Source organism: Streptomyces sp. NPDC058637, from assembly GCF_042717325.1.
Classification (GTDB): Bacteria; Actinomycetota; Actinomycetes; order Streptomycetales; family Streptomycetaceae; genus Streptomyces.
Map to the genome: position 1 here is coordinate 1 of NZ_JBHXRD010000003.1, position 13,347 is coordinate 13,347.

Annotated in this window: 16 protein-coding genes; 5 read left to right on the forward strand and 11 right to left on the reverse strand. The window is 72.2% G+C overall.

The window, feature by feature from the left end; all coding sequences use genetic code 11:
* Positions 1-49: 49 nt before the first annotated feature.
* From ACFWVP_RS03700 to ACFWVP_RS03725, 6 genes are all read right to left on the reverse strand, one after another.
* Positions 50-1,456: an NADP-dependent succinic semialdehyde dehydrogenase gene (locus ACFWVP_RS03700; protein WP_384493310.1), complete on the reverse strand. Its 1,407-nt coding sequence runs from the start codon at positions 1,454-1,456 to the stop codon at positions 50-52.
* Positions 1,457-1,601: 145 nt separating this feature from the next.
* Positions 1,602-2,063, reverse strand: coding sequence for an ATP-binding protein (locus ACFWVP_RS03705; protein ID WP_384493311.1), 462 nt, complete (start codon positions 2,061-2,063; stop codon positions 1,602-1,604).
* A gap of 153 nt (positions 2,064-2,216) precedes the next feature.
* On the reverse strand, positions 2,217-4,313 hold the full coding sequence (locus ACFWVP_RS03710; RefSeq protein WP_384493312.1) for a xanthine dehydrogenase family protein molybdopterin-binding subunit: 2,097 nt from the start codon (positions 4,311-4,313) through the stop codon (positions 2,217-2,219).
* A 40-nt stretch (positions 4,314-4,353) separates the two neighbouring features.
* On the reverse strand, positions 4,354-5,352 hold the full coding sequence (locus ACFWVP_RS03715; RefSeq protein ID WP_384493313.1) for an FAD binding domain-containing protein: 999 nt from the start codon (positions 5,350-5,352) through the stop codon (positions 4,354-4,356).
* Positions 5,349-5,921, reverse strand: a complete 573-nt coding sequence (locus ACFWVP_RS03720; RefSeq protein WP_384493314.1) for a 2Fe-2S iron-sulfur cluster-binding protein — start codon at positions 5,919-5,921, stop codon at positions 5,349-5,351. Before ACFWVP_RS03720 ends, ACFWVP_RS03715 begins: the two co-directional genes overlap by 4 nt.
* A gap of 36 nt (positions 5,922-5,957) precedes the next feature.
* Positions 5,958-6,353, reverse strand: coding sequence for a hypothetical protein (locus tag ACFWVP_RS03725; RefSeq protein WP_384493315.1), 396 nt, complete (start codon positions 6,351-6,353; stop codon positions 5,958-5,960).
* A 350-nt stretch (positions 6,354-6,703) separates the two neighbouring features.
* Here ACFWVP_RS03725 and ACFWVP_RS03730 point away from each other — a divergent pair, with 350 nt between their 5' ends.
* Positions 6,704-7,033: a DUF6479 family protein gene (locus ACFWVP_RS03730; protein WP_384493316.1), complete on the forward strand. Its 330-nt coding sequence runs from the start codon at positions 6,704-6,706 to the stop codon at positions 7,031-7,033.
* A gap of 163 nt (positions 7,034-7,196) precedes the next feature.
* Positions 7,197-8,003, forward strand: a complete 807-nt coding sequence (locus tag ACFWVP_RS03735) for a VOC family protein (protein WP_384493317.1) — start codon at positions 7,197-7,199, stop codon at positions 8,001-8,003.
* 5 nt (positions 8,004-8,008) lie between these two features.
* Here the strand turns inward: ACFWVP_RS03735 and ACFWVP_RS03740 are convergent, their stop codons facing one another.
* Entirely contained in the window at positions 8,009-8,584 is a 576-nt protein-coding gene (locus ACFWVP_RS03740; protein WP_384493318.1) for a DUF6328 family protein, read from the reverse strand.
* A 371-nt stretch (positions 8,585-8,955) separates the two neighbouring features.
* Here ACFWVP_RS03740 and ACFWVP_RS03745 point away from each other — a divergent pair, with 371 nt between their 5' ends.
* Positions 8,956-9,342 (forward strand): VOC family protein, encoded by a 387-nt coding sequence (locus ACFWVP_RS03745; protein ID WP_384493319.1) that lies wholly within the window; start codon positions 8,956-8,958, stop codon positions 9,340-9,342.
* Between the two features lie 62 nt (positions 9,343-9,404).
* Here ACFWVP_RS03745 and ACFWVP_RS03750 read toward each other — a convergent pair whose 3' ends face one another.
* Positions 9,405-9,896, reverse strand: coding sequence for a GNAT family N-acetyltransferase (locus ACFWVP_RS03750; protein ID WP_384493320.1), 492 nt, complete (start codon positions 9,894-9,896; stop codon positions 9,405-9,407).
* Between the two features lie 78 nt (positions 9,897-9,974).
* On the reverse strand, positions 9,975-10,379 hold the full coding sequence (locus tag ACFWVP_RS03755; RefSeq protein ID WP_384493321.1) for a DUF1992 domain-containing protein: 405 nt from the start codon (positions 10,377-10,379) through the stop codon (positions 9,975-9,977).
* Between the two features lie 215 nt (positions 10,380-10,594).
* On the opposite strand from ACFWVP_RS03755, the gene ACFWVP_RS03760 reads away from it, so the two are divergent.
* Complete coding sequence (locus ACFWVP_RS03760) at positions 10,595-11,173, forward strand: hypothetical protein (protein WP_384493322.1); 579 nt, start codon at positions 10,595-10,597, stop codon at positions 11,171-11,173.
* The gene (locus ACFWVP_RS03765) at positions 11,170-11,694 is read left to right on the forward strand and encodes a hypothetical protein (protein WP_384493323.1); all 525 of its coding nucleotides are present in this window, start codon (positions 11,170-11,172) and stop codon (positions 11,692-11,694) included. Before ACFWVP_RS03760 ends, ACFWVP_RS03765 begins: the two co-directional genes overlap by 4 nt.
* A gap of 67 nt (positions 11,695-11,761) precedes the next feature.
* Here the strand turns inward: ACFWVP_RS03765 and ACFWVP_RS03770 are convergent, their stop codons facing one another.
* Both ACFWVP_RS03770 and ACFWVP_RS03775 read right to left on the reverse strand, forming a co-directional pair.
* Positions 11,762-12,559 carry a tyrosine-protein phosphatase gene (locus ACFWVP_RS03770; RefSeq protein WP_384493324.1) on the reverse strand — a complete coding sequence of 266 codons (798 nt, stop codon included), beginning with the start codon at positions 12,557-12,559 and terminating at the stop codon, positions 11,762-11,764.
* Positions 12,560-12,670: 111 nt separating this feature from the next.
* Entirely contained in the window at positions 12,671-13,165 is a 495-nt protein-coding gene (locus ACFWVP_RS03775; protein ID WP_384493325.1) for a DUF6325 family protein, read from the reverse strand.
* Between the last annotated feature and the right edge of the window lie 182 nt (positions 13,166-13,347).

Below are 13,347 nucleotides of genomic sequence, written 5' to 3' on the forward strand. Positions count from 1 at the left end.
GGCCCGCTCCGTGCGGGCCGGCCGCGGTACGTCCGTGAGACGGGGTGTCCTACTCGGGGCCGTACCAGACGGTGGTGGCGTTGCAGAACTCCCGGATGCCGTGTCCGGCGAGCTCACGCCCGTAGCCGGAGCGCTTCACCCCGCCGAAGGGCAGTGCGGGGTGCGAGGCGGTCATGCCGTTGAAGAAGACACCGCCCGCCTCCAGGTCGCGCACGCACCGTGCCGTCTCCGCCCGGTCGCGCGTCCAGACGTTGGAGCTGAGCCCGAAGGGGGTGTCGTTGGCGAGGTCCAGCGCCTCGTCGAGATCCGCCACCCGGTACAGCGTCGCGACCGGGCCGAAGGTCTCCTCGCGGTGGATGCGCATACCGGGGGTGATCCCGGCGAGGACGGTCGGCGTGTAGAACCAGCCCCGGTCCAGGCCGCCGCCCAGCCCCTCGGGCCTGCCTCCCCCGCACAGCGCGGTGGCGCCCTGGCGTACGGCGTCGTCGACGAGCTCCTCCAGATCGGCGCGGCCCTGTTCGCTGGCGAGCGGCCCCACGTCGGTGGCGTCCTCCAGCGGGTCGCCGACGGTCAGGGCGCGCATCCCCGCGGTGAACCGCTCGGCGAACGCGTCGTACACGTCCGCGTGCACGATGAAGCGCTTCGCGGCGATGCAGGACTGTCCGTTGTTCTGCACCCGGGCGGTCACCGCGGTCTCCGCGGCCTTGGCGACGTCCGCCGACGGCAGGACGACGAACGGGTCGCTGCCGCCCAGCTCCAGCACGGTCTTCTTCACCTCGTCACCCGCCACGGAGGCGACCGCCCGGCCTGCCGGTTCGCTGCCGGTGAGCGTCGCCGCGGCGACCCGGGGGTCGCGCAGGATCGCCTCGACCGCGCCCGAACCGACGAGCAGCGTCTGGAAGCAGCCGTCGGGGAATCCCGCCCTGGTGAACAAGTCCTCGATGTACAGGGCGGTCTGCGGCACGTTCGAGGCGTGCTTGAGCAGTCCGGTGTTGCCCGCCATGAGTGCGGGCGCGGCGAATCGCATGACCTGCCAGAGCGGGAAGTTCCACGGCATCACCGCCAGGACGACGCCCAGCGGGCGGTGGTGGACGTAGGCCCGGGACGCCCCGGAGTCCTTGACGTCGGCGTCCGCGGGGTGCTCGTCGGCGAGCAGGCGCTCCGCTTCGGCCGCGTACCAGCGCATCGCCTTCGCGCACTTCGCGGCCTCCGCGCGGGCCGCCGTGACGGGCTTGCCCATTTCGGTGGTCATGGTGCGCGCGATCTCCTGCCGGTCCTCGTCGAGGAGGTCCGCGGCCCGGTTCAGCAGCCGGGCCCGCTCGGCGAAGTCCGTCGTGCGGTAGCTGTGGAACGCCCGGTGGGCGGCGGCGAGCCTGCGCTCGGTCTCCCGCGCGTCCAGTGCCTCGAATGTCCTGAGCGTCTCGCCGTTCGCGGGATTCACCGTCGCGATGGGCATGACATGGCCTCCTTGCATCGGTTGATCGACCGTTACACGCCACGCCCTGCCGCGCGACGCGGCCCCCTGCCCCACGTACCCGGCCGGCGCGGATCATGCGTGCGCGGGGCACGCCGTCCGCACCGGCCTGGCGCCGGACCGCTCGTCACACGAGGGCGGGAACGGGCCCGCCGAGGAACGTACGGCCTCCGGGGAGGGGCGTACGCGGCAGCAGTCCGGTGGTGCAGGGCGTCTCCGCGTAGCGCGTGAACCAGACGACCTTGCCGTCGGTGGTCCGGCAGGTGCCCCAGCTGTCGCTGAGCGCCATGACGCGGCTGAGACCGCCGCCACCGCCGCTGAGCAGCCGGGGCATCCGGGAATCGTTGTCGGCCACGGACACCGTCAGGTGCCGGCCGGTCCAGCGGAGTTCGACGACGCACTTGTTGTCGGCGCCGACGTGCCGCTGGACATTGGTCAGGAGCTCCTCCGCCGCCCGGCAGACCGGCCGGACGTGCAGATCGAGACTCCAGTGCCGAAGGTGCGCGGCGACTATGCGCCGCAGCTGGGAAATGCGCTCTGCCGACACCTGTAGTTCGACCAGATAGTGCCGGTCGAGTGGAACGGTCATCGTCGAGGCTCCTCACCGCGAGGCCCACGTGCTTCACCCCGTTTGAACCAACGACCCCCGAACGCGAAGCGTGAGCGGCTGTCACATCTGGGTCACTCATCAGAGTGACCCGAGGGGGCCGGTTGCGCAACCGAGGGGGCCGCACACCCTGGGTCACACCAGGTGGGGCAGCAGTCTGTCCGGGGTGAGCGGGAGGGCGCGCAGCCGCACGCCGGTGGCGTGCCGCACGGCGTTCCCGATGGCGGCCGCCGTACCGACGATGCCGATCTCACCGATGCCCTTGCTGCCCATCGGGTTGAGGTGGGGGTCGTCCTCGTCGATCCAGTGCGCCTGGATGTCGGGTACGTCGGCGCACGTCGGCACGTGGTAGGAGGCCAGGTCGCTCTCGGTGAAGTCCCCGAAGACCGGGTCCATGGTGCTGCCCTCGGTGAGGGCCATGCCGAGTCCCATCACCATGCCTCCGACGAACTGGGAGCGTGCCGTGCGGGAGTTGAGGATGTGGCCGGCGGCGAACACCCCGAGCAGCCGACGCACCCGCACCTCGCCGGTGAGGGAGTCGACCGCCACCTCGGCGAAGTGGGCACCGAAAGCGTGCCGCGCGTAGGGGGACTCCTCCGCCGTCTCCTGTTCCGTGTCCGCCGTGACGGTGACGCCCTCCGGCGGGACCGGCCCGGTACGGCCGCCGAGCCTGGCCACCAGGGCGGTGGCCGCCTTGTGCACCGCCGATCCCCAGGACGCCGTGCCGGAGGAGCCGCCGGCCACGGGGGCCGCGGGCAGGTCGCTGTCGCCGATGTCGATGTGGACGTTCTCCGGCGAGGTGCTCAGTGCCGAGGCCGCGATCTGGGCCAGGACGGTGCGGGCGCCGGTGCCGATGTCGGTGGCGTTCACCCCGATGCGGAACGAGCCGTCCGGCGCTGCGTGCGCGGAGGCGGCGGACTTCGAGACGAGTACGGGGTACGTCGCCGAGGCGACCCCGGTACCGAGCAGCCACGGTCCCTCCCGGCGGACCCCTGGGTCCGGGTCCCGGTCGTACCAGCCGAACCGCCGGGCGCCTTCGGTCAGGCAGGCCGCGAGGTTGCGGCTGCTGAACGGGCGTCCGCTGTCGGGTTCGGCCACCGGTTCGTTGCGCAGGCGCAGTTCGACCGGGTCGATCCCCAGGGCGCAGGCCAGCTCGTCCATGGCGGATTCCAGGGCGTACATTCCCGACGCCTCGCCCGGTGCGCGCATCCAGGAAGGGCTGGGCACGTCGAGGGCGGTCACGCGGTGCACGGTGCGGCTGTGGGGCGAGGCGTACATGACGCGGGCCGGTACGGCGGCCTGCTCGACGAACTCCTTGACCTTCGAGGTGTGCGTGACGATCTCGTGGGAGACGGAGGCGAGTACGCCGTCGCGGTCGGCGCCCAGTCGCACCCGCTGCACCGTGGGCGCGCGGTGGCCGACGATCGCCGCCATGTACCGGCGGGGCAGCGCGAGCTGGACCGGGCGCCCGGTGTGACCCGCGGCCATCGCGGCCAGCACGGCCTGGGGGCGCGGGGTGCCCTTGGAACCGAAGCCGCCGCCCACGTGCTCGGAGATGACGGTGATGCGGTCCCGTTCGATCCCCAGTGCCCGGGCGAGGCTGTCGCGCACCGTGGTGGAGCCCTGGCTGGAGTCGTGGACGGTCAGGTGTCCGTCGGCCCACCGAGCGGTGGAGGCATGCGGTTCCATGGGGTGGTTGTGCAGGCCTCCCAGGGTGTACGTGACGTCGATCCGTGCCGGTGAGGCGGCGAACGCGGCGTCGGCGTCGCCGCGTTCGCGGACCGCCGGGTGGCCGCCGTTGGCCTGCTCGGGCGTGTAGAGGCCGGGGTGGTCCCCGGTGAGGATCACGTCGTGGCCGGTTGTCCTGTACTCGACCCGGACGGCCGCCGCACCGGCCCTGGCGGCTTCCAGGGTCTCGCCCAGGACGAGGGCGACGGGCCAGCCCCGGTGCGGAACCCGGTCGTCCTGGAGGACGGAGAGGATCAGGTCGTCGGGTTCCTTCAGGCGCGGCGCGTTGTCCGGGGTCAGGACGGTGTGCACGCCCGGCAGGGCGAGGGCGTCGGCGGTGCGGGTCGCGGTGACGTGCCCGCTCGGGACGGTGGCGGGGACGATCCAGCCGTACAGGCAGCCGGGCGGGGTGTGCTCCGCGGCGTACCGGGCCGTGCCGGTGACCTTGTCCCGGCCCTCCCTGCGGACGACGGGGGCGCCGGGCGGCTGGGGTGCGTGGCTCATGGCGGCAGTCCTCGGTTCGTCGAAGTGCGGGCAGGGCGGCTCAGCGGGGCGGTGCTGTCCGGGCGGTGAGGCGTGTCAGGGCCCCGATCGCCAGGTTGCGGGCCAGGGCCACCTTGAATCCGTTGTCCCGCAAGGGCCTGGCGGCTTCGAGTTCGGTGTCCACCGCCCGGGCGAAGGTCTCGTCGGTCGCGGGTGCGTCCCGCAGCACGGCCTCCGCCGCCCGGGCGCGCCACGGTTGGTGGGCGAGCCCCCCGAAGGCGAGGGACACCTGTTCGACACGGCCGTCGCGGACGGTCATCACAGCGGCGACGGAGGCCAGTGCGAAGGCGTACGAGGCGCGGTCGCGGGCCTTGCGGTACAGGGAGACGGCACCGTCCTGACGCGGCGGCAGCACCACTTCGGTGATCAGCTCACCCGGCCTGATCACGGTGTCCTGGTCGGGGTTGCCGCCCGGCAGCCGGTGGAATCCGGTGACGGGCACCGTCCGTTCGCCCTCGGGCCCGTGCAGCAGGACCGTGGCGTCGAGGGCCGACAGGGCGACCGCCATGTCCGAGGGGTTGGTGGCGACGCAGTCCTGCGAGTGGCCGAGCACCGCGAGATCGCGGTGGGCGCCCTCCCGGGCCGGGCAGCCGGAGCCGGGCAGGCGTTTGTTGCAGGGCTTGGAGATGTCCTGGAAGTACGGGCACCGGGTGCGCTGGAGCAGGTTCCCGCCGGTGGTGGCGGTGTTGCGGAGCTGGCCGGAGGCACCGGCGAGCAGCGCCTGCGAGAGGGCGGGATAGTCGGTCCGTACGCCGGGATGGGCGGCGAGGTCGCTGTTGCGTACGGTCGCGCCGATCCGGAGCCCCCCGTCGTCCGTCCGTGTCACCCGGTCGAGCGGGAGCCGGCTGACGTCGACGAGCAGACCGGGCGACTCCACCCCGAGCTTCATCAGGTCGACGAGGTTGGTGCCACCGCCGAGGAACCGGGCCCCGGGGTGCTCGGCACAGGCGCGGACGGCCTCGGCCACGGAGCCGGGGCGCAGGTAGGCGAAGGGTTTCACGGCGCCACGTCCTCGATCGCCCGGACGATGTGGGGGTACGCGCCGCACCGGCAGAGGTTGCCGCTCATCCGTTCGCGGATCTCCTCCGCCCCGAGGGCGGCCGGCCCGTCGGGGGCGGTCGCGGTGGGCGGGGTGACGTGGGAGGGGAATCCGTCCGCCACCTCGCCGAGCATGCCGACCGCCGAACAGAGCTGCCCGGGCGTGCAGTAGCCGCACTGCAGGGCGTCCCTCTCCAGGAAGGCCGCCTGCAGGGGGTGCAGCCGGTCGCCGTCGGCCAGCCCTTCGACCGTGGTGATGCGGGCACCCTCCTGGGCGACGGCGAGCAGCAGGCAGCTGTTGGCGCGCCGGCCGTCGACGAGCACGGTGCAGGCACCGCACTGGCCGTGGTCGCAGCCCTTCTTCGCACCGGTGAGCCCGAGGTGTTCGCGCAGCGCGTCCAGCACGGTGGTGCGGTGGTCGAGCGTCAGCGTTCGTGCGGTGCCGTTGATGTGGAGGGTGAGGGCCGAGCGGGTGCCCGGAGGCGGGCCCTGTCCGGTGTCCGCGTCGTCATTCCCGGGGATCGGGTCCATGGAGCTGGTGCCTTCCGGTCTCGGATGGTGCGGGCATCAGGCGGGGCCGCGGCTTTCCAGTCGCAGCCGGATCTCCTGTTCCTGGTCTCCTGCGGCCGTTCCCACGACCTGGACGGCGAAGGTGTCCGCCAGGTGCTGACGGAGGCGGTCGACCGCCCAGTAGCCGCCTTGCGCCTCGACCGTCACGGGTGCGGACAGCCGTGTGGGCCGGGCATCGGCCAGCGTCTCGGACACGTCGACGGTCGCCGTCCACACGGTCGGGCGCGTCGTCGACGCGTCCTGCGGTGTGTCGCTCGCCGGGCGGTCGGAGACGAAGGCCCGGCGCAGCACGTCGAAGACGGTCCGCGCGTCCTCCTTCGGGCAGCCGGTCACCGCGACCACGACGTCGCCGCTCTCCCGGTGTTCCTGTGTCTGTGTGTCCGTGCTGTTCACAGTGATTCCTTTCGACTTCGTGGAGGGCCATACCGCTGCCGGTGCGGGTCGTCACGAACGGGTCGGACAGTGCACTCGTTCGGGTGAAGCGGGTGGCGGCCGAGCGAATCGGGTACTCCGGACGTCCCTCCGGTGGTCCAGGGATTCATTCCAGGCTCACCCCGCGGCCTCGCGACGGCGACACGAGCGGGCTCGCCCCGCGGGGGCAGGTGCCGAACGGGCCGGCCTGCCGTGTCATGATCGTGTAGCCGGTTCGAGCCGCGTGAAACTCTTTCGCCGGGACACCGTCACAAAATATGAATTACTTCCCTCAACTGTCTGTTAACGGCCCTCCGGGGTATGCGCCATGCATGGACGTAACAAACGGAGCCAGGGATTCTCTCGCCGTCACCCTCGCCGGGCCCGGCACCATCGGGGTCGTTATCGGCATCGCAGGACTAGCCGTGGTGGTCCTGCTGATCGGCTCGTTCTGGTGGGGCATGCGGCGCCGGGACCGGGAGCTGCCACCCCCGCGCCCCGAGGAGCAGCCGCACCGCCCGGATCATCGGACGGAGATCCGGCAGAAGGACGTGCACGGCTCGGACCGCTTCCCCGAGGACGGCCGGGGCCTGTCACCGTACGAGCTCGGCGACCGTGGCAACGAGGTGATCCCGCCCGAGACCGACCGCCCGCGGGACTGAGGTGATTTCGCCCCGGTCCGCGGGGCGCAGCCTGCCACGGCCTCCCCGTCGCTCCGCCGACGGGGAGGCCGTGTGTTGCGGGACCGGCCGGTGCCCGTGAGGCTGGGGCTGGCCCCGCGGCACCGAAGAAGTCATGCCGCAGAACCGATAAGGCAGTGCCACCATGACCGCAAGCGAACCGGCGCCGCTGACCGGCGCCACCGCGCCGTGCTGGGTCCACCTGGTGACCCAGGAGCTGGGGGCCGCACAGCGCTTCTACGGCGCCGTCCTCGGCTGGACGTTCCGCACCGGACCACTGGGCGAGGACTACGCCATGGCCCGCTCGGGCGGTGTGCCCGTGGCGGGCATCGGTGCGGTCGCCTCCGCCTACCAGGTGGCCGTGGCCTGGATGCCGTACTTCGCGGTCCGGGACGCCGACGAGGCCTCGGCCCGCATCCGTGAGCGCAGCGGCACGGTGGCAGTGGGCCCGCTGGCCATCGGCAAGGGGCGAGCCGTGCTGGCCGCCGACCGGGAAGGCGCGTCGTTCGGCGTCTGGGAGTGGACGGGGCGCGCGGCCTCCCTGGCACCGTCCGGGCACCGGGCGCACGCCTGGCTCAGGCTGCGCACCAGGAACGCCTTCGACGCCGCGATCTTCTACGGCGAGGTCCTCGGCTGGGAGAGCGGGGCGCCCGGCTGTTGCGAGGTCTCGTACGTCAAGGAAGAGGTGCTCGTGCGGTGCGACGGCAGGCCGCTGGCCCGGATCAGCTCCGGGGCCGTCGAGGCCGCGCCCGATCCGATGGTGCGCCCGCACTGGCAGGTGCAGTTCCCGGTCGACGACGTGGCGGCGACCGTCCGCCTCGCGGAGGAGCACGGGGGCACGGTCATGGAGCGGCGCGCCGTGCCCCCCGGCAGCGAGGCGACGCTGCGCGACCCGGACGGCGGGCTCTTCACCGTGACGGACGTACGCAGCCCCGCGGACGGCGACGACTGAACGGGTCATCCGGCCTGACCGGAGTCCCCGTCGCCCGGTGACCGGCTGCCGTTGCCCCGCTTCGGCCCCCTGGCGATGGCCCACAGCGGGAAGAGGAACCAGCAGGCCATGAACCACAGCGCCATCGCGCCCACCAGCCACAGCGCCAGGGCGTTGTGGAGCGCCACCCGCATTATGAGCAGCAGGACGGAGCACATCGTGCAGAAGAGCAGACCGAGTCCGAGCTTCGTCAGGTGCGAGGCCCAGGTCACGGTCTGCGGCTTCATCCGCCGGCCGGTGAGCAGCCGGTGGTACGACACCGGCCCGATCAAGGCGGCGGCCGTGGCCGACCCCAGCATGACGGTGACGACGTAGATGTTCCGGTCGGTGGTGGAGAGCTCGGCGAACCGTGGCTGGAAGACCACCGCGAGCAGGAAGCCGAACAGGATCTGCACGCCGGTCTGGGCGACCCGCAGCTCCTGGAGCAGTTCCGTCCACTGCCGGTCCGCCCGCTCCTCCTTGGTCTCCTCACGACCACTTCTGGCCGCTTTCGCGTCGCGTTCCCGGCCGTTGTCGGGCCCGCCCGCCGATATGTGTCCCATCACTGCCTCCACCACGTCGAGTGGATGGTTCTGGTGCCCCGTACCGGCTCCACGAATCCTTCCGGCGGGAAAGCGCATGAGGGCCGCGTCCGGAAAATCGCGGTCCGGGACCTTTTCGGGCGGTACGGCCGCGCCGGGCGGGCGAAGCACCCGCCCGTTCCGCCCGTGGTGGCACCCACCCACCTCGGAATTGACCAGGCCAGGCCGGTGCGGGCGTGGCCGTGGGACCACCGGCACCGGGCGATCGCGGGCCGGACCCTCGACGCACCGTGAGCGCTCGCCTAGGATCCTCCTCACGGCATCGCGCGTCGGTCACCGGCCGGGTGAGGCGTGGAGGTAGCCCGTGAGATGCCCGCTGGAGGCATTCCACAGTGTCAGTCGAGTTGAACCACACCATCATTCACTGCCGGGACAACCGTGAGTCCGCCGAGTTCCTGGCGCACATCCTGGGCCTGGAAGCCGGACGGGAATGGGGCCCCTTCATTCCGCTCGTCCTCGCGAACGGCGTGACGCTGGACTTCGCGGTCATTCCCGCCGAATCGATCACCGCGCAGCACTACGCGTTCCTCATTTCCGAGGCGGAGTTCGATACGGCGTTCGAGCGGATCACGGCGCAGGGGATCGCGTACTACGCCGATCCGCACCGGAAGCTCCCCGGCGAGATCAACCACAACGACGGTGGACGGGGGATCTACTTCCCCGACCCGAACGGTCACGGGATGGAGCTCATCACCCGCCCGTACGGCGGCTGGTCGTAGCGGAGGCTGCCGACAAGGCGCCGGAGTGACCCCTGCCGCTATTCCGGCGGGGGTCACTCCCGTCAGGGGCTCGCGACCGGGAGGGTCAGTTCGGGCCGGTCCCACATCACCGCGGGCGGGCGGGCCGCCACCGTACCGGTGCGCTCCGCACCCACACCGAGGTAGAAGCCTTCGGCCGGGGGATGCGCGACGACGCGCACCTCGCTCAGCCCCGCGCGGCGCGCCTCGTCCCGCAGGTGAGCGACGAGGAGGCGCCCGATCCCCAGCCCCTGGGCGTCGTCGCCGACGAACATCAGGTCGAGTTCGGGCGGGGAGACGACCAGTGCGTAGAAACCGAGCACACGGCCCTCCTCGCCCACGGCGACGAAGACCCGGTGCGTCTCGATGTAGTCCGGGCCGACCCGGTACCCGGCGACCATCGGCGCGTAGGGACCCTCGTAGGCGCGTGAGGTGGTGACCAGACGGGTGAGCCGCCTGGCGTCCCGCGCGACGGCCCGCCGGATGCGGACCCCTGCGGGGGCGGCGGACCTGCCACGCCGGTACGTAACGCTCATACAGCGAGTATCACGCACCTGTACGGGCCCCGTGCACGGGGCCGCGGGCCCCCGGGGATCCGGCCTGCGGGATCCGGTTCAGCCCCGGCCGCGCCGCTCCCGCCACTCCCCCACGGCCGCCTCGACGTCGAAGGGCCTGAGGTTCAACGGCGGGCCCTCGGGTGGCATGACGAGCGCCTTCCGGATCTTCTCGTTGACCTCGGCCAGGATGCGCCGGACCTCGGCCTCCGTCCTCGCCGCGGCGGCTGCTTTTCCGGCGTCCTCCGCCTCCTTGCGGAGCGTCAGCGACGGCGGGAGCACCGAGAGCCCCTCCCGCCGCATCCTGGCCTTGATCCACCACGTCTCGTCGTAGGGCCGTTCGAGGCCGGCGAGTGGTTTGCCGAAGCCCGGCAACGCGGAGAAATCGCCGCGCTGTTCGGCCTCGCGGATCTGTTTGTCCACCCACGATTCGAAGCTGACGCCCGCGGGCTTGCGCTCGGTCACCGTGTGCCCCTCTCGGAACGCGTCCGGCGGGACTCCGGGTCCGGGCCCGGTCCGGCGCTTCCACGGTACCGGGCGGGCCCGTCCGCATGAACTCCGTCAGGTGGGTACACGTCAGCGTGCGCACCGCCCGGCACATCGGCCGGGCCCGTCCGGAAGGGGATGACGAGAGTGGGACAGCTCGACGCACCGACCACGAACCGGAAGGAGCGCCTGTCATGACGACCGTGGTGATCATCATCGTCGCCGTCGTCCTGGTGGCAGGGCTCGGCTACTTCCTCGTCCGTGCCCGCACGGGTGGCGGCCACGGGCTGCGGCGCCGCTTCGGACCCGAGTACGACCGCACCGTCGCCCGCCATGACGGCGACAGGAAGGCCGCCGAGCAGGAGCTCGCCGAGCGCGTGAAGCTGCACGGCCATCTGCGGGAGCGGCCTCTTTCCCAGGAGGCGCGCGAGGCCTACGCCGGCCGCTGGGCCGCCGTGCAGGAGCAGTTCATCGACTCACCCGCCGAGGCGCTCGCCGAGGCCGACGCCCTGCTGGCACGGCTGGCCCGCGACCGGGGCTTCCCGGACGGCACCGGCTTCGAGGAGCAGACCGCCGCCCTCTCCGTGCACCACGCGGAGCAGGTCGACGGGTACCGCAAGGTGCACACGGCAGTACGCGGCCGGGGCGGCACGGAGGAGATGCGCAAGGCGCTGATCGAGTCCCGCGACCTCTTCGACGTACTGCTCGGGCACGCGCCCGACGAGCCGGTCCGCCCGGACCGGCAGCGGACCGACGGAAGGACCACGGCATGACGCACCGCACCGAACACACCGGGAGCTCTCCCATCGAGGCACCCCGGACCGCGACGGAGAGGCGGCACACCGAGGCACCTCGCCCGATCCCGGACCAGCCGCACGACCTGTCGCACGGGACCGACGGGACACAGCTCGCGGCACCCGGCCCCGACGGGCACCAGGCGAGGAACCGGGGTCCCGGCGATGCGGGTGCGCCGCCCGCGTCCGCCGACCGGCCGGCCGCACGCCCCGAGGTCACCTCGGCGGGTCTGCCGCTGCTGCCGGCCGAGGAGCAGGACGAGCTGACCCGGCGTATGCGCCAGGCCGTCTCCGACTTCGTCGAGAGTCCGCGCCACGCGGTCGAGGAGGCCGAGAGCACCTTCGACCGGATCGTGGCCGAGCTGACCGAGGCGCTGGAGGACCGCAGGCATGTCCTGCGTTCCAGCTGGCGGACGGGGGACGCCGAGGCCCGGACGGAGGAACTGCGGGTTGCCCTGCAGCAGTACCGTGACGTCGGCGAACAGCTCCTGCGGATCTGAGCGGGACCCCGGAACGGCGGCCCGGTGCGTTGTCCTTCGAGGACGTCGCACCGGGCCGCACCGTATGTCAGACCGGTACGGTCAGGTCGGCGCGCAACCGCTCCACCACCGCCGGAGGCAGCCGCAGCCCGTCGCGCAGATAGCCGTCGAGCCCGCCCCAGCGCTCGTCCATGGCGTCGAGGGCGGCCTCCAGATAGCGGGGCCGGGCATCGATGACCGCGGTCGCGATGGCCGGGTCGCCGCCCTCGTCGAGGAAGCGCCGCACCAGGGGTCCGAATGCGGCCCTGACCGCGCGGTTCACCGCCAGGAACTCCGCCCGTACGACGTCACGGGGCGCGCCCGCGACGAGCAGGAGGAGCGCGGCGGCCCAGCCCGTGCGGTCCTTGCCGGTGGCGCAGTGGAAGAGCAGCGGTCGCGCCCGCGGGTCCGCGGCCGTCTCCACGAAGGCCCGGTACGCGGCCGCCGCGCCCGGCGACAGAACCATCTTCCGGTAGGTCTGGGCGAACAGTTCCTCCGCCCTGCCGCCGCCGAGTACGGCCGCTGCTCCGTCCGGGTCGCAGAGCAGCGCCCTGAGCCGGGCCGGGGCGACGCCCGGGTCGTCGCCGAGGACGTCGGCGACGAACAGTCTGGCGCCCGGGGGCAGCCGGTCGGGCGCCCACTTGCGTTCGTCCGCGGTGCGGAGGTCGACGACGGTGCGGATGCCGAGTGCGGCCACCGCCATGTCGTGCTCCGGGTCGAATTCGCTCAGCTGGCCCGAGCGCAGAAGGATTCCCTGTCGCAGGCGGCGGTCGCGCCCCAGGGCGATACCGCCCAGATCGCGCAGGTTGACGACGGTGGCGGCCGGGACGGCCCGGGCGGTCTGCACGATGAACTGCCTCTTTCCCGACGAACTGCACAGGTCAGGATCAACGTCGCACGGAGCATGAAAATCGACAAAGGAAAACGCCGGGTGCCGACGGTGGTATCGGCCCGGGTGTCAGTCGGTGAGGATCCTGGCCTTCTGCGCCGCGAACTCGGCGTCGGTCAGGACATCCTGCGCCCTCAGCTCGGCGAGCCGCTCCAGGAGCGTAATGATGTCGTCCCCACCGTCTGCCGGGACACGAGCGTGCGCCACGAGCTCCCCGCCCGCCGTGCGGGCCGCCCGGGCGAGCGGCACCGACCAGAGGTCCTCCCAGACGATCAGCGCCGCGGAACCGCCCTCCGGCATGCGTCCGAGCGCGTCGACGTCCATGATGTCCGGGAGTCCGGCCGTCTCGCCCTCCGGCGGCTGGAACGACACAAGCCCCGCGGGGTCGAGCACCCGCTGCTCCACACGCTCCAGGGCGCCGCCCTCGCCCTTCCGCGCGAAGGTGAGGGCCAGAATGCGCACCGCCTGCGACGCGACCGCGTCGGCCAGGACGGGTGCGATCACGTCGGCGAACCGGCCGCCGGGAAAAGTGACGACGAGGTACTCCACGGGTCCCACGGCCATGGCGCGTCCTTTCCCTCACGGTGCTGGGTCGCCAAAAGCATAACTTCGGTCATTAAGTGACGCACTGTGAAGAACTATGACCAAGCGAACTTCACCCCCTTACTCACAGGATCGCGTGCGTTCCGGAGAGTGCAAGGTCACAGCAGGTTCTACTGCTGCCTCCAAAAGTGCTGCCCTAGCAT